This is a genomic window from Methanosarcina sp. DH2 (genome assembly GCF_020804225.1).
Classification (GTDB): Archaea; Halobacteriota; Methanosarcinia; order Methanosarcinales; family Methanosarcinaceae; genus Methanosarcina.
The window spans coordinates 225,126-243,322 of sequence record NZ_WJBI01000004.1; the positions used below are offsets into that span (position 1 = coordinate 225,126).

Here is an 18,197-nt window from a genome sequence, read left to right on the forward strand (position 1 = left end):
AGAAGGGAAAAACAGAAAAATGTTTCTGTCAGCCTGCATATCAGGAAAAAACGGATTCATGACACTGTTTCCAGAAAAAATTGTAAACCCGTATTAATCAGGACTGCATTTAAAAAAATAAAAGGGAATAAGTAGAATGAGCTGAGAAAAAATGATAAGAAAAAGAGAGAAATAGGGTCAACCACAGAGCAATTATTATATCAGATATTGCTACACAACAAACAGGCTTGTTAACAGTATTATTATATGTATAATTACCATTAATGTTAACTCTGAGAAATAATGTTAACCTATGAAAATAACATTAGCCCAAAGAAATAATAATTAACTTCAAAATCAAACAGCAGAATATAAAAGAACTAAGAGTGAAACAGCAGGACTGCAACATGGTTGAATAAAATAAAAAGAGGTGGACGACATGGACAGAACACATATAATTGCAGAAGCGGCAGCCCGCATTTCCCAGGAACTTGGTGCTGCCGCAATTATGGTCTCCGGAGATATGAGTTTTGAGGGGATCGAGACCGGAGGAGTTCCGGTATATTACATTTCCATGCGCCCGAAAAGCATAATAGACCACCTTGTAGCAACCGGCAAAGAAGGAAAAAGCCCTGCAAAAGAACTCAGCGATCAACTCAACCGGGAAGCTTCGGGAAATGTTGATCACCTGCAGCATGCCGCAGCCATAGAGTACGCACTTGGGAGCCCCAGAAGCGGGATTGTTGTAGGTGTTGTCGAAACTCGCGGTTCCAGCTCTATTATAGTCCACAACCTCGATGAGAACCCCCTTGTAAAAGCAATGAAAGAATGTGAAGAGAGAGTCAGGCCGGAAGTCATGAGTGCAGTCCTGAAAATTGCTTTTGATATCGCCCTCACAGGCAGGGAAGGAAAAAAAATAGGAGCTGCTTTTATCGTAGGCGATTCCGAAGAAGTCCTGAAACGTTCTCATCAGATAATTCTTAACCCGTATGCAGGTCATGAGGAAATTCACAGGAACATCCTTGACAAGAAAAACTGGGAATCCATAAAGGAATTTGCCCAGCTTGACGGAGTTTTTGTGATAGATGAAATGGGCCTTATCCGTGCAGCAGGACGATATCTTGATGTTGACGGAAAAAATATTGATATTGAAAAAGGACTGGGAGGGCGCCATGTCTCAGCCGCCGCCATAAGCAGGGATACGGTAGCAATCTCAATAACAGTGTCAGAGTCGGGCGGAGTCCTCAGAGTATACAAAGATGCAAAAGAAACAATCTGTATGGAATCCTTACAGCCTGCAACCAGATATATCTGAACCTGGCACGCAGGAAAATATTTTAACTGCCTGTTTTTAACTCCCTGCTTTTAACTGCCTTCTTTTAACTGCCTATTTTTTAGAGTCTTCCGGTGCAGGTATGGAAATTCGAGTGAAAACGGATACTCATTAATAAAGAGAATGTACATACCTCTTAATATGCAGAAAGCCGGAGAAAAGAGGTTGGTTCTATGAGCAGACAGATTTTCTACATGCCTTTTAGCCTTAGATTTCTTTTCCTGTTAATTCTCATAATGGTCTTCGGGCTTGGGTCTCTGTTTCTGGGAGTTATTGTTTCTGCCTTCATGAAAATAGGATTCTCCGCAGAAGACGCACTCTTAATCCTGCTCCTGTCTCTCCTTGGAAGCGGGATCAATATCCCACTGACAACTCTGAAGTCTGACATTCCGGTTGTCAAAGAAAATTATATAAAGGTCTTCGGGATTTCCTACAGAATTCCTATCCGACAGATGGTCAAAAACGAAACGGTACTTGCTATCAATGTTGGAGGAGCAGTTATTCCTGTCCTTATTTCCATTTATCTTCTTACACAATTCCCTTCTTCTTTACTTCTTGCAGGAGCCGGTGTGGTAATTGTTGCAGCTATAACCTATTCTGTAGCAAGGCCAATTAGAGGAGTAGGCATTGCGACTCCGGCTCTGATCCCACCCCTGACTGCTGTTCTTACTGCAGTCCTTCTTACTTCGGTTGTCCATATCCCTGATTGTCCTGCTGAATCATGCCGTGTTATCATTGCTTATACAGGAGGAGTGCTTGGGACCCTCATAGGGGCTGACATTTTTAATCTGGGGAAAATTAAGAACCTGGGAGCCCCTGTTGCAAGCATTGGAGGGGCAGGAACCTTTGATGGAATTTTTTTAAGCGGGTTTATTGCCCTTCTCCTTATCTGAAAAAGGCAGTCTCTGATTGATATTTTGATCTATTATGGAGCCAGGAAAAAATCTCTCTAGTTTTATCCCCTTCGCGTAATGGGTTTGGGCCCGCCTGTCAGCCAGATAAAAAAACCTGTAAATCAGCACCGCAATTAAGAGATAATTACTGAAAAAAAATTATTCGGGCCTGAGAGATTACTTTCCATAACTCCGGATGTTTTTCAATTCAGGTAAATACAAAAGCCTTCTCCAGCTCTCCCGGAAGCCCTTCAAAAAAGAAAAAAGCAGAAAAAAGCAGAAAGAAGCTTCAAAAACAGAAAAAGCAAGAAAAACAGGCGTAAATTGCTATTTGCCTGATATCTTCTTTTTATCTTTATGGATGAAGATCGCTCTCCTGCATCGAACGCGACAAAATTCTAGCAAATCCCAATTCGAGTTATCAACAATGTAACAATTGATGACCTGAAAAAAAAGAGGTAAAAAAGAAGCACGAGAGATAATTCCCTACAGAGATAAACCTCTTAGAGAACAACCCTCTATTATATTTCTCACCTGAAAATAACGGATTGACTCTTTTTTTTAAGAGCTCTGCAGACTGTAATCCCTATAATCCCGGGAATTATCCCGAAGCCCGGAAGTTTTACCGGAGATTCCTCTACTGTTTTTTCTTCAGGATGAGTATTATTATCATTATTATTATTATTTTCAGAATCCGCGAAAGCTATTTCGGAAGGAGATGCTCTCCTGTAATCAGGGGAGATATTTCCAGATTCATTTGAACCCGATACCTTATCTATCACATTGTCCTCTCCTGTAAAAGTGTTATTATCTGCGGATTCGGTAGCGTTTTTGTCTTCAATAACAACGTCTGTTGCAGGGTAAATAATATATCCGTTCGAAGAGGTACTGCCTTTTCCCTCATCTGAAGTCTGGAAGTACCAGGCGTCTGTAAAGTAATTCTTTTTATCCTTATCGAGGTTCAGGGTAATTGAATCTGAATTTCTGAGGACAATGCCATCTTTAGAAGTTTCCTTTACTTCAAAGCCTTGATATTCATCCCCATTATTAATAATCAGAGTGTCACCCCTGTCGATTAACCAGGTATACTTGAAAACTGCAAAAGAGTCAACAGCACCCGCAAAAACAGAATCCACATAGGTAATGAAGTAGAGCTGGTCTTTTCCATCTCCAAAATCTGCAGTTGCGGTAAAGGTCTGATTTTCAACAGTTCCGTCGGCGTCCACAATCGCTGACTCGAGTTCTTTCCCATTTTTAGAGAGGGAGAACCAGACTTTATTGCCCTCTGCGTCAACCTGGTTCACGGTTAGCGAATAGCCTTTACCGAGTTCCCAGACCTCACCGGCTTTAAGCGTTTTTTTGTCACTGCTGTCCTGACTGATTACAATGTTTGCAAGCTGCCTTGCATCATTTTCAACGGTGACATACGGTTTTCCAAACAAGGCAAGTTTATAGTAAAACATCCCGCCAAGTTTTGCAGGAGTTGTCCCGGCATTGAGCTCAAGGTCGGAAACAAGTTCGTATTTGTTGGAGAATTGTCTTGTAGTATACGCAAGTTCCTCTTTACCTATAACATGGTTTCCGGGATTGTCTTTTCCAAGTTTATCCTGCCCATCTTTCTCGATATACTGCAGGCGCTCTCCCCACCAGTTCTCAGAAGCAACGAAATCTTTGTGTTTGTTTACAGGGTAATTAAAGCCACCAAAAGTGGTTGCATCCCAGCAAAATCCATCGGATGAGGTTGCATTGGTGTCAAAAGGAGTCCCGCATATAGTCGGAGCTGCAAGGCCCAGAGGAGGAAGCATTAAACAGATTGTAAATGCGATACAAAATGAAGACAAAGCTTTTTGGATATTGAAATTCATAAATATCACCGCTCTTTTTCATAGAATATTATTAACCAAGCCACACATATAAAGAATCAATAAGCAAATATTGTTATGAAAATAATTAGAAGTAACAAAAAGTAAAGCTAAGTAGTTAATAAATTTTACTAATTTTAACTGAAAAAAAGGGGAAAAATAATATTAAATTAGACGTAAAAAAAGAAAATAAAAATAAATCGTTTCAGCTTTTCAGGAAACCGAAGGCAAAATGTGTAAATAAATAGAGAATAATAGCAACAAACAAAAGTAAGAACAAATAGATAGATGTGGGATAAAAGGATAGATAGGTAAAGGGTAAAAAGATAGATAGGTAAAGGGTAAAAAGATAGAGAGATATGGGTTAAATAACTGAAATTACAAATCCATTACCGCTTCAACCCTTTACTTTAAAGCGGAGCAGAGCTGCAATTCCTCCAAGTTTGTGAAGCTTTTCCCCGGGCTCAAAAGATGTGCTGAACACAACAACCTTTCCCTGAGCCTGTTCAACCTCCATAAGGAGTTTGTCAATATTTTCCCCTTTTTCCCGCCCCTCCCTCAGAGTTTCGTCAGCAATAAGCAGGGTTTCGACAGCCCCGTAACCAAGAGCATTTTTTACATCCGCAAAACCATAAGCGGCTTTACCGTCCATTGAGATTTCCCGGATAAGGTCTTCCATGAGAGAGGATTCCCGGGCTATTCGAGACTCCTGCATAATTCGGTCCACAGCTCCTCTGCGGAGGACTTCCTGAAATCCGGACATCCCGATCATGGATGTGTCTTCAGTCAATGCCTTTGAAGCCATATCAGGCTCGACATCATGGAAATATTTCAGGAAATCTTCTTTGGTAAAACCAGGGCCCGCAATCACTATAGAGGCATCTTCGGGAACCACATGCCTGAGTTGTTCAACGATTTCCCTGAAAAACTCATTCCTGAGCCCTGTCTCTCGCTTCCCGGATGACTGCCGGATATGAGAATATACCTCAATTCCGTAGTGACGCACAAAACCAATATCCGCATCGCCCTCTTCGACTGCTACAAGGACAACTTTTGGGCGTTTTCCGGCTTCTTCGGCATCCTGAATGCGCTGGAACTGGTCATTTTTCCAGTGTTCTTTGATGATAGAAATGTTAGTCCCAATTTCAACGTTGAGAGTGTGATAGGACCCGGTGTCCATCCCCTGCTCTATTGGCCCGTGTATTCGCAGCCTGTTAGCGAATTTATGGAACTCCAGCTCCTCGACCCTGATCCCCAACCTTACCTTTACTTTCTCGGCTTTTTCAGGACGAAGTTTATCGCTTGCCGTATCGGCTTTCCTTTTGGTCAGGGCAAAGACCAGGTCTCCTTTTTCAATTACGTATTTCAGGTGCCAGAGGTCGTCAAGAGTCTCGGCTGTCACGGCAATTTCCCCTTCCCTGCCTTTCAGAGAACGGTTTGTGACCCTCATGCTTTTTTCACTCCACGTACTTCAATTTCCTCTACATTCCCCTCTCTGGCTTCGTTTTCAATTTCCACTTCAATATTTTCTCCAGGTTCCTCTCTAATTTCGTCTCCGAATTCCTCTCCGGTCTCTTCTCCGAATTCCCCCTCATCTTCTTCCTCGTTGCTTTCAGATTCAGCCTCCAGTTCGTAAGTTCCGTACTCTTCTCCTTCAGGCCCTGTTCCCTGACTTTTTCGTTCCGGCTTCTGGTTCCTGATATCTGATTCTCCTGCAGGGATCATCATAGCTACCAGATCAGGGGATGCGATCTGCTTTACAAAGCGAGGATCTTTCAGTTCATCTGCGTAAATCCGATAGATTTTTTTCGAAATATCATTCTGGTTAAATTTGCCCGGAGTAATTTCAAGGATATAGTCCGCATGCTTCCGGACTGCAGCAATAGGTCCCCCTATGACTCTTGTCTCGCCTTTCAATTCAAGCCCGACAGCAATTCCAAGAGGTACGTCTTTGAAGTAATTGCGCTCTCCGCGAATAACAAATGACCCTTTTTTCACGTACTCTCCTGATTCCGGAGTCTTTGTTACCTGTTCGGCTTTGACCCAATAGCAGTCGCCGCTTGACTGTCCGGCTTTCCAGAGGCTCGAATAAGAAACTGCAAACTGCGCAGCCTCCTGTAAGGTAGATTCCGGAACCTCCTTTCCCCCGGTTTTAACAACTGTCAGAGGGGCACCAGGGGTCTGAGTATGGAAGACAATGTCTCTCTTTTCCATGTATTTTTTGAAAACTTCCTCGTTAGTATCGACATCCCTTCCTCCTACAACCATGAAGCCGTCTGAGGACACAAACCACCTGAAACGGTCGTACCAGTGTTTTTTCCGGGAAGCTTGCAGTTTTCTCCCTGCCTTTGCAGCCTTTGCAGCAGCCTTTTTCTCCATAGCTTTCCTGGTGTCCTGAATAGCCCTGATAGCCCCATCTCTTTTTTTAGTAAACTTTTTGACCTTCTCGTAGTATTCCTGGGCATTTTGAGGCACAGTCTTCCGGATGTCAAGGTTTACGCTCTTCCCGTCAAGATCTACTGTTACAGTCCCGGTTTTCTGGTCAATATTTGTAATCATCTTGGCAGCAGGCACGGACTTTTTTGCCTGTTTCAGGATAGAACGGATTTCATCCCAGGAATAACCCTTTGCCCTTGCGCCGTTGAGTACGGAAAAAAGCTCTTCAATGATCTGGTAATTAGCATATACTATTTCTGCAATAATGTTATTTTTCTCGATTTCTTTTTCGAACTTTGCAAGGCTCTCTTCCTGCTGGAGAAGCCGCCTTTCGTAAACGCCAAGGTTTTTCTCTTTTTTCTCGGCTTCCTTTACCTCTGCGACCTGTTCCAGCGCTTTTCTCCCGAAAAACTCGTCAAGCGCCGTATTAAATGAATCAAAATATTCTTTTTCGTATTCGGAATAGCGAGTGAGGTCAAAAGGCACCACATCGAAAGTTTCGATCTTCCCATTAATTTCCTTCTTTATATGCTGAGGTATGAGTCCCGGAATCTGGACTTCGCTTCCCGCCTGAGCTTCAACTTCTGCTTCAACTTCTTCAACTTCTTCAACTTCTGCTTCAACTTCTATTTCATTGCCAGATTCGATTTCAATATCTGATTCAGTTTCGACTTCAGTTTCGACATCAGTTTCAGTACCGATTTCAGGCTCAGCCTTTATCTCGTCTTTACCTGCAACCCTGCCCCTGAACAACGGAGAAAAGAGATCCTGCAGCGCATCGCGGAGCTTTTCAGCATCTTCTACAGTTGCTTCTTTTGCAAGTTTAGACTTCTCAATTCCTGCGCGTGAACAGGCTTCTTCTGCCAGGACACCTCCGAGATTGAATCTTGTAGCAATAGTACGGACGATATCAGCCGTTGATTTCGAAAACGAATCCATAAGGTCCGAAACCTTAGCCTCCACAGGGCTCAGCTGTGCCTCAGGAAGCTCGTAAATCTCCCCACTCCTCAACCTACGGTCCTTTAGAGTAACAGGGTTCATTGGCAGGATAATCTTGTTTTCGGAATCTACAATCAGGATATTTCCCCGAGCAAACAGCTCCACAATGAGAGTATTTCTGATCCCCCCTCTCTCAATCCCGATCTTCACGATCCTGTCAAAGTCGTGCTGCTCTACGGATACGATTCTGCCCCCTGCAAGATACTTTCGAAGGAGCATGGGGAAAGCCTGAGGAAGCGTGGGGCTTGCCCTGAAGTGCTTACTTAAATGGATACGCTTCCCAGCCTCAATAACCAGGTTGTCCCTGCCCTGATGAAAAACGTAAAGGTTGATGCGGATCTCCTCACCTGATGTCTGGTAGATCTTCCCGATCTTCGCATCAATAATAGATTTCGGACCCGCTGACAGTTCGGCAATAACTGCAGCAACGTCGGCACTTGACATATCCTGCTTCATAAAGTGGATATAAGAGAGGCTTTTCGTATAAGTGTTACTGTAGAATTCTTTTTACAGTATAGTTGCACCACCCTAGTTGCGCCTCCAGAATTGACTTGCCCGAATTGCGACTCGCCCGAATTGCGACTCAGGAGTACGCGTCCTTTTCGCTTCGCTCAAGAGGACTAATTTATGCGTTTTAGCAGTGAGCTTCGCTCAAAAGGACTTATTGATGGCGGGCAGTTCTTGGAAAAATTTTGAAAGGGACTCGGGTAAGAAAAAGGGATTTAAGGTAAAGAAACCGGAAATTCTGTCTTGAGCCTGTCTTGTCCAGCACATCTAGTGTGGCTCTTTAGCAAGGAAGAAAAGAGAGATGAACTTACAGTTCCCTCAAAAGGCGAAATCCAAGATTGGCGAAATGACTCTCAGGCTCACGGCTAATGCGGGCAACCGAACTGCAGGACCCGGCGTTGCAATACCAGCTGCACCCACGAGAGACACGATAGAAGTTATTTCCGTCTTCCCATGCACGTCCATCTGAAGGAGCTAAGTTATAGTTATCATGCCATTTGTCCTGGACCCATTCCCATACATTCCCGTACATATCAGAAAGTCCCCAGGGATTCGGTTTCTTCTGGCCAACCGGGTGAGTTTTACGTCCAGAGTTCTCAACGCACCATGCATACTCATTAAGCTTTGACTCATTATCGCCAAAAAAATACCTTGTTTGTGTACCGGCTCTACAAGCATACTCCCATTCGGCTTCCGAAGGTAAACGGTATTTATCAGTGTTTTCTATTGCATTCAGTTTTTGAACAAATTCCTGGACTTCTCCCCAGGAAATCATCTCAACGGGTCGGGTTTCACCCTTGAAGTGTGAAGGGCTGGTTCCCATTATGTTCTTCCATTGTTTTTGTGTAACCGAAGATTTACCCATATAAAAAGAATTTTTAATCGTTACTTTATGGGCGGGGGATTCATAATCTGATCTGTCTTTATCTTTAGAAACGGTGTTCATGTGAAATTCACCGGCTGAGATCAATACAAATTCCATACCTGTAGACGAGCTGGTAAAGACATCAGTAATCTCTAAGCTTCCGAATTTTGTTATAACACATGAGTCTTCAATTTCTTTCTTTTTCAGATAGCTTCGGACTGTGTTAATGTGATTTATAATACTAATTTTGCTTCTCACGAATTTGCCCCTAAAAATTCTTATTTCTTACCAATTCTACAGTTCCTCTGGTTTTCATACTCATTGACAAGAACAAATATAAAGGGGCCATATATTAATGGAATTCGGTTACAGTCTTTTTATCAAGTTTATTTTTATTGCACGTGAACTCTTTTTGTTTGTCTCTTTCTGTGTAAACCTCTTCCTTTCAACTTATAACTAATCATTCAACTACAACCTTGTCTGTGAACTACCTCTACCTGTCGGGCTGATAACCTCCGAGGAAGGAAACTTCCAGCTGTAACTCAGCCCTCCCATAGATAAAAACTCGATTTTTTTAGAAAAGATGCCCGACAATAATGTTTTTGCTTTGGCCTTGAACTGGCAGTTTTCCATCATCTTCGAAGTCTCTCACTTAGATCCGGATTGAAGGTAAAATTGTTTTAAGAAAACTCATATAAACAAAAGTAAAATATGAGAATAATCTATCATAGAAATTCCCTAATTAAAACCCTGAAATAATCTTTAACCTTAAACCCTAACTAAACCCTAAGTAAACCCTAACTAAACCCTAACTAAACCCTAACTAAACCCAAAAATAACATTAAATTCAAAGATCCAAAAACCCTAAAACCATGGACAATCGAACGACCCGTTATTTGAAATCCTGTTTTCAGAACTATTATAAAACCGCTGAGATAGGCCTACCGGACCACCTCCCTAGCCGGGAGTGGGCTTTTATCTTCTATGATGATATGCCGGAAAAAATGATGCACAGGCACAGGTCTTTCGGCTCGCCGGGAGAAGCTCTTGATTACCTTTATGGCATGGCTCCAGCCCATGTTTACAATTCCACAGCTTATTACGAATACCCTGATGCGCGGAAAATGAATGAGAAAAACTGGCTTGGGGCAGAGCTTATTTTTGACCTTGATGCAGATCACCTTCCAAATGCCCCGAAGAATTATGCTGATATGCTTGAGCTTGTGAAGAAAGAGTCTCTTAAGCTCATGGATTTTCTTACAGATGATTTTGGATTTTCAGAGCAGGAGCTGGAACTGGTGTTTTCAGGAGGGAGAGGATATCATTTCCATGTCATAAGCCCGAAAGTCATGAAGCTCGGGAGTTCCGAGAGAAGGGAGATCGTGAACTACGTGAGTGGCAGGGATGTTGATTTCAAGTACTTTTTCAAAGAAGTTTCAATGGATGGAGATTTCGGGACAGGCTCAAAGGCATTTAAAGGAATTAAGAATGTGCCTGTGAAGTGCACTCTTGCGGGATATGAATCGGGGTGGGGAAAGAGAGTCGCGCTTTATCTTACGGACTATATGAAGACAGAGTGTGGAAAGAAATACAAAAAGGATATGTTTCCCGAGCTTCGCAGGCATGAGAAGGTAGGGGATACCACAATAAAAAAGCTGATTAATATTACGAATAGTGAAAACGGCTTAAAAGATATTCTGGAGAGAGGAAGACTGGACTTCGACGTAAGGAATTTTAAGGAGATTGCTGCATACTTTATGCAGGAATCAGTTGAGGATTTCCTGCACAGGTTCGGAGCCAGTGTTGACGAACCTGTAACTGCCGACATCAAAAGGCTTATTCGTGTGCCTGGATCCCTGCACGGAGGGTCTGGGATGCTGGTTAAAAGACTTGCTTTATCCGAGCTTGAAGTGTTTGATCCGCTTAACGACGCAGTTGTTTTTAGCGAGAAACCGACAAAAATAACCGTTTCAAAACCATTTTCAGTACAACTGAAGGGCAAGGATTTAAGAATAGAGGAAGGCAAACAGGAAGTTCCGGAGTATGCAGCCGTATATCTGATTTGTAGAGGTGTTGCGGAGTATGGACATAGAAGAAATCAGCCAAACGCTGTATAAAGAAAAAAACCAGACATTGAAAACAATTCCGGCTGATTTTTACCTGGAAGCTGAAAAATACATCCGGGAGCTTGAGAAAGAGATTGGGAAGACTAATAATCCTCGTTCTCCGGAGTCAAAGATGCTCAACGACGAGCATGAAAGGGCACTTTCTGACCTTGAGACTATCTTTATGAAAAGGATAGGAAAGGTAATTACCAGGGCAACGATTCAATCTCACGCTGATAAACCTATTTCAAAGGATATCGAAAAATTGCTTCCTGCGGAAAAATTGCTGTATGACCTCGTGCTTCAGGGCATAGAAGCTGCAAAAGTAGAGCTTTTAGGTCCCATTTTATATCCTGATTCCGGGAAGGTCCCAATCTGGCCCGGAATAGGGGAGTCAAGGCATGCATCTACCGCGATTCTTGTAGAAGCAAAGACAGGCAGGGAAATAACTGTGACCGCAGATGGAAAGGAAACAGGGACGGTATCGGGCAAAAATAATATAAACGAAGAATATGTTATTGTCCGGATACTGAAAGACCTGCCTACCTTCACAGGTGCAGATGGCCGGAACTATACGGTCAATGCCGAAGATGTTGTTGTTTTGCCGCAACTGAATGCAACAGGGTTGATAAAGCGAAAAGCAGCAAAACTAATTACTGCCGGAGAAAAAGGCTCCGGAGAAAAGGATTCCGCCAAGAACTGACTCCCTGAAATATACAGCTAATTTTAGTCAGAAAAACAGTTATGTACAGGCGCCTCAGAGACCCTGTAAGCAGCAGGTTCATTACTTATGAAGGAGAAGCACTTCAGGCAATAGTATTAGTATTTATATGTGTAGCTATATCTGTGTAGCTTAACCTTGTTAGCATGCTCTAACCTCGTTGTCGATACAGGATTGCCAATCGTGATATCGAGACAAAAAGAGGTTTGAAGAATTTCAAGTTCATCTAATCAAAGGCTTCCCAAATAAGAGCTTCCCAGGAATAAAACGCCGTACGTAAACGCCATACGTACATTCAAAACTATATAACAACGCCTTTCCGCAAAAGCCGGAGAAGGCGAGCTACAATACCAATAATCATCAAAAAAAGGTGTAAAGAATGAAAATTCCAAAGCGGTTCAGAACTTACTGCCCGTTCTGCAAGACCCACAGCGAACACGTAGCAGAAAGGGTCAAAAAGGGCCAGGCTTCTTCCATGACCCATATTGCAAGGCAGAAGAAAAGACAGCAAGGTATAGGAAACAGCGGAAAATTCTCCAAGGTGCCTGGTGGCGACAAGCCAACAAAGCGCATCTGGCTCAGATACCGCTGTACCGTATGTAAGAAAGCCCACCAGAGACCCTGTTTCAGGGCAAAGAAGTTCGAGTTCAAGGAGTAAGATAAAATGGTAGACTATACCCAGAGGCCAAAAAGCAGGTTCCTGCGCGTAAAGTGCAACGACTGCGAAAACGAACAGATTATATTCGGAAGCGCAAGCCGTAAAATTACCTGCGTTGTCTGTGGAAGGACCCTTGCCGAACCAACCGGTGGAAAATCAACAATTACAACTCACATTCTGGAAGTGCTTGAATAACCGGATCGGTAAAAGCACTTTACAGAATTAGAGTAAAAATTAATAAAAGACAAAATTTGAGAAGTGGTGCGAATGGGAAACGATAACTGGCCCGAAGTCGGAGAATTTGTTGTCTGTACTGTAAAGAATGTAACGGATTTCGGAGCCTACGTCGAGCTTGAGGAATTCGGAGGAAGGGAAGGTTTCATCCATATCTCCGAAATTAAAGCAGGCTGGGTCAAGTACGTAAGGGACTACGTAAGGGAAGGGCAAAAGATTGTCTGCAAGGTTCTGAACGTGGACCCTTCCCGCGGCCACATAGACCTTTCATTGAAAGATGTGAACGAGCACCAGCGGCGGGCCAAGATCCAGGAATGGAAAAATGAGCAAAAAGCCGCCAAGTGGCTCCAGTTCGTGGCCGAAGAGACCAAGACCGATGAAGGCGGCCTGCAGGATCTGCACGAGAAATTGGTAGAGGAGTTTGGAAGCGCCTATTCTGCCTTCGAAGAAGCAGCTATCGAAGGGGAAAAAGCCTTTAAAGGACTCAAAGTCAACAAGAAATACTTAAAGAGCATAGCCAAGATCGCAGGAGAAAATATCAAACTGCCTTTCGTGGATATCGCAGGGTATGTTGATTTGACCTGTAATCTTCCAAACGGCATAGAGGTCATAAAACAGTCTCTTAACGCTGCAAATTCCATCAGTGATGTTGATGGAAAAGATGTCAGGCTCGAAGTAAGTTACACAGGGGCTCCGAGATATAGAATCAAGGTAATAGCTCCTGACTATAAGAAAGCCGAATCAGTCCTTAAGAAATCCGCCCAGACGGCAGTAGATACTATTTCCAAACTTGGCGGACATGGGATCTTCAAACGGCATATCGAATCGACAAAGGCGTGATGCCCTTTGGGACAAAAAATCCGCAAATGCAAAAATTGCGGCAGGTACACTTTAAGGGAAATATGCCCGGTTTGCGGGGGAGAAACCTTGCCCGCGATCCCGGCTCGCTTTTCTCCTCAGGACCCTTACGGTAAGTACCGCAGACTTGCAAAGAAAGGATAAGGGATTTTTTTATGCAGCAAAGTACACTTGTCCGCCTGAAAGAAAATCTTGAGCTCAAAAACCCTATACTGATAGTAGGACTTCCGGGAGTAGGGCTTGTAGGCAAACTGGTGGCAGAGCATCTTGTAGACGAACTTGAGGCTGAAAAGATTATGGAAGTTTATTCTCCGCATTTTCCACCTCAGGTACTTGTTAATAAAGATTGCACGGTCCGTCCGGTAAGTAACACCATATACCACGGGAAAGCAAAGGAAAACGATCTCCTTTTTCTTGTAGGAGACCACCAGAGCACTACCTCACAGGGACACTATGAACTCTGCTCTCTTTACCTGGACATTGCAGTAGAACTTAAAGTGCCCAGGATATATACCCTCGGGGGCTACCCGACAGGTAAACTTACCTATGAAGAGACGGTCCTTGGAGTTGCCAACAGCACGGAACTGATCGAAGAGATTAAGAAATACGGGGTCGAGTTCAGGGAATCAGAGCCAAGTGGGGGAATTGTAGGAGCATCCGGCCTGCTTGTGGCTTTCAGTGGGATGAGGGGCATAGATGCCGCCTGCCTTATGGGAATGACACCCGGATACCTGATGGATCCTAAAAGCGCCCAATCTCTTTTGAAGGTACTGTGTAATATGTTCGGGATCGAGGTAAATACAGACTCTCTTAAGAAAAAAGCCGAGGAAATGGAGAATATCCTCGAAAAGTTGAAAGAAAAAGAAGAGCAGCAGAGCTACCCCGAAGTTAAACCGACGGAAGAAGACCTGCGTTATATAGGGTAAATACACTGATCGGGAAGTTCCAGGCAGAGAATACGCGGATCGGGAATCCGGATAGAGAAATTTACAGCTAAAGAACCTGAAAATAAAAATTCTGGCGATAGGTTCGGAAATGAAAGTCAATGCAGACCTCCATCTCCACTCGAAGTACTCGATGGCGTGTTCCGGGAAGATGGAACTACCCACAATTGCGAGTGAAGCCTCAAAAAAAGGGATGGAGCTTATCGGTACAGGGGACTGTACTCATCCTAAGTGGCTGGAAGATATTAGAAAAGCAGCCACTTCAGATGAAGAAATCTGGATAGGAAATATATTTTTTATCCCCACTACCGAAATAGAGGATATCGACCGGGTGCATCACCTTCTTATTTTACCTTCGATTTCAAAAGCCGAAGAGCTGGCAGAAAGAATTGCCCCTTTCGGAAACCTTGAAGCAGACGGGCGCCCCACAGTTAAGCTGGATGGCTGTGAAATTGCAGAGATTGCAAAAGACCTTGGGGCTCTTATCGGGCCCTGCCACGCTTTTACTCCCTGGACTGCTCTCTACGCCTATCACGACAGCCTGGAGAGTTGCTACGGGAGTATGACGGATTATGTTTCTTTTATTGAGCTTGGCCTGAGTGCAGATAGCAATTATGCTGACAGGATTGAAGAACTGCACCGTCTGACCTTCCTTACAAACTCTGACGCCCATTCCCCTTCTACCAACAAACTGGCAAGAGAATTTACTCAGTTTAATATTCCTGACATTACCTTTGAGGGTCTCAAAAAAGCCATTCTCAGGGAACAGGGGTACGGGCCTACTCTGAATGTCGGTTTTTTTCCTGAAGAAGGAAAATACAACCGGTCTGCATGCATTAAATGCTTTACTCAATATCCTCTGCCGGAAGCCGAGGCCAGAAGATGGCGCTGTCCGAAATGCGGAGGCATTATTAAAAAAGGAGTAACTGACCGGATCAACGAACTTGCGGATTTTGAAGAGCCCAAGCACCCTGACCACCGCCCTCCTTACCTTCACCTTATCCCTCTTGCAGAAATAATACAGATGGCACTTGGCCACGCAAGTGTCCAGACAAAAGGCGTAAAGACAGCATGGGAAACTCTTATAGAACACTTCGGAAACGAGGTTGAAGCCCTTATCTATGCAGAACCTGAAGCCCTGAAAATAGTGGATGACAGAGTCGTAAACGCAATTCTCGCCTTCAGGAAAGGCGATGTTATAATCCACCCTGGCGGAGGCGGCCAGTATGGCTGGCTCGAATTGCCCGAACACCTGAAAGTAGAAAAGCCCGAACCTGCACGAAGAGCTGGCGAGGGAAAAAAAAGGATTCCAGAAATAGCAAAAACAGAGAAGGGAAAAACCAGAACTCAGACGTCTTTCTCCGATCTCAATCGGAAAAAGTCAACAAATATAGCGGAAACAGCAGATACAGATAAAGAAAAAACATCAGTCGCAGGGACAAAAGGACCAGAGGAAGAGAGTCCAGAAAAGCCTGCAGGTCAGAAGTCGCTTTTCGATTTTTAAAATCCCGGAGCCTGCTGAGAATAAAATATATAAGATAGAAAGTGTATTCACTTAACTCTGCACCAAAAACGCCGGGCACTGCCCGGAAATTTCCTCATCGCTTAAAATCCATAAAATGTTTGAGTTAATTAAAGTAATAACATCAATTAAAGTATTAACATCTAAACTAACCTAAAGTAATCTAAACGTTCTTAAAGCAAAATGCCCAGGTAGTCTAGCGGTAGGGCGACGGTCTCGAAAACCGTTTCTTCTTTGGGAGAGCGCAGGTTCGAATCCTGCCCTGGGCGTAAATTTCTGATTTAAAAGCCTACAGAAACCTATTTTTTAGAAAAAGAGCCTGAAATTGCTTACTTCTATTTTCTACCGGCAAGACCAGCTGCCAGAATAATCAGTTGTTATCAGCTTCTCTTCGTTAGGGTTTGCCACTTCAGCCTTTTCAACCGCTTAACTGCAGCCTGCCACTTCCCTTCAAAATGCAGGTGTTTAAGATAATGCAGCCTAATTCCAGAACTTGAAGCTTTATATTTAATGTTAGATAGTATGGGCGGTAAAAATAATATATATGATCCAGTAAAATAGGGTGAAAAAAAGATTTCAAATTAAGGGGAGATATATATGAATTCCAAGGACAACCTTAAAGCTGCATTTACTGGCGAATCGATGGCAAACAGGACATACCTGGCCTTTGCGAAAAAAGCAGATGAAGAAGGGTATCATCAGATAGCCAAACTTTTCAGAGCCGCTGCTGCTGCGGAAACGGTCCATGCTTTCAACCACCTTCAGCGTATGGGCGGGATCGGAACTACAATGGACAACCTGAAAGACGCCATTGAAGGCGAAACATACGAGTTTATGACAATGTACCCCGAGTTTATAGAGGAAGCAAAGAAAGAAGGGGACAACAGGGCTCTCTGGAGCTTTGAGGTGGCAAATAAAGTAGAAAGGATTCATGCCGGACTTTATGAAAAAGCATTGAACGAAATTGGAAATAATAAAGAGGTTGATTACCATGTATGCAGTGTCTGCGGACATACTATAGAAGGCGAACCAGAAGGGAAATGTCCAATTTGTGGGGCACCTGCATCCAAATTCAACAAAATTGACTGAAGACCGCGATAAAACTACGATAAAGACAACAGCTTTTCTGACAGTCAGCGGAATACTGTGAGAGCTAAAAGATATGAAAAAAGCTCTCCAGTTACTTTTTTACCGCCATAAACCCACTTTTTCGGCTTAAAAAAAGATTAAAGCCATTCCTGACCTTCTTTCGTTTTCACAGGGGTATCAAACAAATAGGAATTTGATCCTTACGTTTCTTTGATTCTTTGACTTTTATGTAATCGTACTTCCCGAAGCCTTTGGAAATCATATAAATAACTTTATTTGTGAAATGCCAGATAATAGAAGAAAATTGAAAAGGGAGCCCTGAACTATTTGAAATTAGATAAAAAAATTATGAAATACTTTGACCGCAGGAGAACAGGCAAATGGACAGGCGAAGTAAGCACATATGACTTTGCAGTCCGCCTGCTTGGCTATATCTCCTTTGCAATACTTGTGATCGCAATCCTTGCAGGAGTAATCTATTTCCTGCTCATGTACTGAGGAAGAAATAGTAACCTTTTAGAAATCTTTTTTCGAAAACATTATTTCCTGCCGTTAACTATTTAAAAGAGAAAAGATATGTCAGTATCCTTGTTAATCCTCATTAAGGGGCTGTGGCCTAGCCCGGCATGGCGATGGGCTCCAGCGGATAAATGATGAACAACGGGTCTACCGAGTCTTTCCCGACGGGGCAAGACAATGAGGAACCGTTGGAGCACTGATAGATGCTCACCAGAACTAAAACTGTGAAAGCAGTTGTTCGGAGATACCCGTCGATCGTGAGTTCGAATCTCACCAGCCCCACATTTATTTCTTTTCTTTAATTTTGATTTCAGGAAGATTTTCTCAGTTTTTATGAGTACATTTAACTCTAAGGCGGGAAGTCCCCTTCCTCTACAGGTCGGATTTATCCGAGATGGCAGGTGGGGGATGAAAGCCGTCAATTTTCACACCTTCTATTGTTATTGATTCCGTAAATTTACTTATATCTTCAACTCCTATTGCATGTTATCCGTAGCTCTTCCTCGCCCTCGTGGTAACAAAGTMGGGAATAGCCGGAACTGTCAGGTACAAACTTTCTGAACTTAGACTATAAGGTTCTTCGAAGAAGTTTCGAAGGTAAAAGTTTGAACGGTGAACAGTAGAGCTTGACTGAGTATCTCGCAACTGAAGGTTGTGAAACCTATTGCAAAAT

Annotated in this window: 16 protein-coding genes and 2 tRNA genes; 14 read left to right on the plus strand and 4 right to left on the minus strand. The window is 43.2% G+C overall.

All coding sequences use genetic code 11. The features are described from left to right. The first annotated feature begins 418 nt into the window (after nucleotides 1-418). A complete protein-coding gene (locus FXV91_RS08245; protein ID WP_229390100.1) occupies nucleotides 419-1,294 on the plus strand; it encodes a diadenylate cyclase in 876 nt (291 codons plus the stop codon). Between the two features lie 191 nt (nucleotides 1,295-1,485). Then, nucleotides 1,486-2,205 (plus strand): DUF1614 domain-containing protein, encoded by a 720-nt coding sequence (locus tag FXV91_RS08250; RefSeq protein ID WP_229390101.1) that lies wholly within the window; start codon nucleotides 1,486-1,488, stop codon nucleotides 2,203-2,205. 530 nt (nucleotides 2,206-2,735) lie between these two features. Here FXV91_RS08250 and FXV91_RS08255 read toward each other — a convergent pair. The 4 genes from FXV91_RS08255 to FXV91_RS08270 form a co-directional block, all read right to left on the minus strand. After that, the gene (locus FXV91_RS08255) at nucleotides 2,736-4,070 is read right to left on the minus strand and encodes an S-layer protein domain-containing protein (protein ID WP_229390102.1); all 1,335 of its coding nucleotides are present in this window, start codon (nucleotides 4,068-4,070) and stop codon (nucleotides 2,736-2,738) included. A 394-nt stretch (nucleotides 4,071-4,464) separates the two neighbouring features. Further along, nucleotides 4,465-5,517: an mRNA surveillance protein pelota gene (locus FXV91_RS08260; protein ID WP_229390103.1), complete on the minus strand. Its 1,053-nt coding sequence runs from the start codon at nucleotides 5,515-5,517 to the stop codon at nucleotides 4,465-4,467. After that, nucleotides 5,514-7,958 carry a ribosome rescue protein RqcH gene (gene rqcH, locus FXV91_RS08265; protein WP_229390104.1) on the minus strand — a complete coding sequence of 815 codons (2,445 nt, stop codon included), beginning with the start codon at nucleotides 7,956-7,958 and terminating at the stop codon, nucleotides 5,514-5,516. The genes FXV91_RS08260 and rqcH overlap by 4 nt, the downstream gene beginning before the upstream one ends. A 358-nt stretch (nucleotides 7,959-8,316) precedes the next feature. Beyond that, entirely contained in the window at nucleotides 8,317-9,132 is an 816-nt protein-coding gene (locus tag FXV91_RS08270) for a formylglycine-generating enzyme family protein (protein ID WP_229390105.1), read from the minus strand. A gap of 614 nt (nucleotides 9,133-9,746) precedes the next feature. On the opposite strand from FXV91_RS08270, the gene priS reads away from it, so the two are divergent. The 12 genes from priS to FXV91_RS08330 all read left to right on the plus strand — a co-directional run bounded on the left by priS (nucleotide 9,747) and on the right by FXV91_RS08330 (nucleotide 17,806). After that, nucleotides 9,747-10,991 (plus strand): DNA primase catalytic subunit PriS, encoded by a 1,245-nt coding sequence (gene priS / locus FXV91_RS08275; protein WP_229390106.1) that lies wholly within the window; start codon nucleotides 9,747-9,749, stop codon nucleotides 10,989-10,991. After that, nucleotides 10,957-11,682 carry a DNA replication complex GINS family protein gene (locus FXV91_RS08280; RefSeq protein WP_229390107.1) on the plus strand — a complete coding sequence of 242 codons (726 nt, stop codon included), beginning with the start codon at nucleotides 10,957-10,959 and terminating at the stop codon, nucleotides 11,680-11,682. The genes priS and FXV91_RS08280 overlap by 35 nt, the downstream gene beginning before the upstream one ends. Nucleotides 11,683-12,079: 397 nt before the next feature. Continuing rightward, nucleotides 12,080-12,358: a 50S ribosomal protein L44e gene (locus FXV91_RS08285; protein WP_229390108.1), complete on the plus strand. Its 279-nt coding sequence runs from the start codon at nucleotides 12,080-12,082 to the stop codon at nucleotides 12,356-12,358. A gap of 6 nt (nucleotides 12,359-12,364) precedes the next feature. Continuing rightward, nucleotides 12,365-12,553, plus strand: a complete 189-nt coding sequence (locus FXV91_RS08290) for a 30S ribosomal protein S27e (protein ID WP_011020692.1) — start codon at nucleotides 12,365-12,367, stop codon at nucleotides 12,551-12,553. A gap of 72 nt (nucleotides 12,554-12,625) precedes the next feature. Continuing rightward, nucleotides 12,626-13,432, plus strand: a complete 807-nt coding sequence (locus FXV91_RS08295; RefSeq protein ID WP_229390109.1) for a translation initiation factor IF-2 subunit alpha — start codon at nucleotides 12,626-12,628, stop codon at nucleotides 13,430-13,432. Between the two features lie 6 nt (nucleotides 13,433-13,438). Then, a complete protein-coding gene (locus FXV91_RS08300) occupies nucleotides 13,439-13,594 on the plus strand; it encodes an RNA-protein complex protein Nop10 (RefSeq protein ID WP_229390110.1) in 156 nt (51 codons plus the stop codon). Between the two features lie 11 nt (nucleotides 13,595-13,605). Then, nucleotides 13,606-14,376 carry a proteasome assembly chaperone family protein gene (locus FXV91_RS08305; RefSeq protein WP_229390111.1) on the plus strand — a complete coding sequence of 257 codons (771 nt, stop codon included), beginning with the start codon at nucleotides 13,606-13,608 and terminating at the stop codon, nucleotides 14,374-14,376. 109 nt (nucleotides 14,377-14,485) lie between these two features. Further along, a complete protein-coding gene (locus FXV91_RS08310; protein WP_229390112.1) occupies nucleotides 14,486-15,898 on the plus strand; it encodes an endonuclease Q family protein in 1,413 nt (470 codons plus the stop codon). Between the two features lie 203 nt (nucleotides 15,899-16,101). Then, nucleotides 16,102-16,185: transfer RNA gene (locus FXV91_RS08315), tRNA-Ser, on the plus strand. 328 nt (nucleotides 16,186-16,513) lie between these two features. Then, nucleotides 16,514-17,005, plus strand: coding sequence for a rubrerythrin family protein (locus tag FXV91_RS08320; protein ID WP_229390113.1), 492 nt, complete (start codon nucleotides 16,514-16,516; stop codon nucleotides 17,003-17,005). A 348-nt stretch (nucleotides 17,006-17,353) separates the two neighbouring features. Then, nucleotides 17,354-17,503 (plus strand): hypothetical protein, encoded by a 150-nt coding sequence (locus tag FXV91_RS08325; protein ID WP_229390114.1) that lies wholly within the window; start codon nucleotides 17,354-17,356, stop codon nucleotides 17,501-17,503. A gap of 107 nt (nucleotides 17,504-17,610) precedes the next feature. Continuing rightward, nucleotides 17,611-17,806 (plus strand) — tRNA-Trp (locus tag FXV91_RS08330). Nucleotides 17,807-18,197: the final 391 nt, after the last annotated feature.

Coding starts and splice junctions, on each gene's coding strand:
- FXV91_RS08245 (WP_229390100.1), top strand. CDS start 419: ATGGACAGAACACATATAATTGCAGAAGCGGCAGCCCGCATTTCCCAG.
- FXV91_RS08250 (WP_229390101.1), top strand. CDS start 1,486: ATGAGCAGACAGATTTTCTACATGCCTTTTAGCCTTAGATTTCTTTTC.
- FXV91_RS08255 (WP_229390102.1), bottom strand. CDS start 4,070: ATGAATTTCAATATCCAAAAAGCTTTGTCTTCATTTTGTATCGCATTT.
- FXV91_RS08260 (WP_229390103.1), bottom strand. CDS start 5,517: ATGAGGGTCACAAACCGTTCTCTGAAAGGCAGGGAAGGGGAAATTGCC.
- rqcH (WP_229390104.1), bottom strand. CDS start 7,958: ATGAAGCAGGATATGTCAAGTGCCGACGTTGCTGCAGTTATTGCCGAA.
- priS (WP_229390106.1), top strand. CDS start 9,747: ATGGACAATCGAACGACCCGTTATTTGAAATCCTGTTTTCAGAACTAT.
- FXV91_RS08280 (WP_229390107.1), top strand. CDS start 10,957: ATGGACATAGAAGAAATCAGCCAAACGCTGTATAAAGAAAAAAACCAG.
- FXV91_RS08285 (WP_229390108.1), top strand. CDS start 12,080: ATGAAAATTCCAAAGCGGTTCAGAACTTACTGCCCGTTCTGCAAGACC.
- FXV91_RS08290 (WP_011020692.1), top strand. CDS start 12,365: ATGGTAGACTATACCCAGAGGCCAAAAAGCAGGTTCCTGCGCGTAAAG.
- FXV91_RS08295 (WP_229390109.1), top strand. CDS start 12,626: ATGGGAAACGATAACTGGCCCGAAGTCGGAGAATTTGTTGTCTGTACT.
- FXV91_RS08305 (WP_229390111.1), top strand. CDS start 13,606: ATGCAGCAAAGTACACTTGTCCGCCTGAAAGAAAATCTTGAGCTCAAA.
- FXV91_RS08310 (WP_229390112.1), top strand. CDS start 14,486: ATGAAAGTCAATGCAGACCTCCATCTCCACTCGAAGTACTCGATGGCG.
- FXV91_RS08320 (WP_229390113.1), top strand. CDS start 16,514: ATGAATTCCAAGGACAACCTTAAAGCTGCATTTACTGGCGAATCGATG.
- FXV91_RS08325 (WP_229390114.1), top strand. CDS start 17,354: ATGAAATACTTTGACCGCAGGAGAACAGGCAAATGGACAGGCGAAGTA.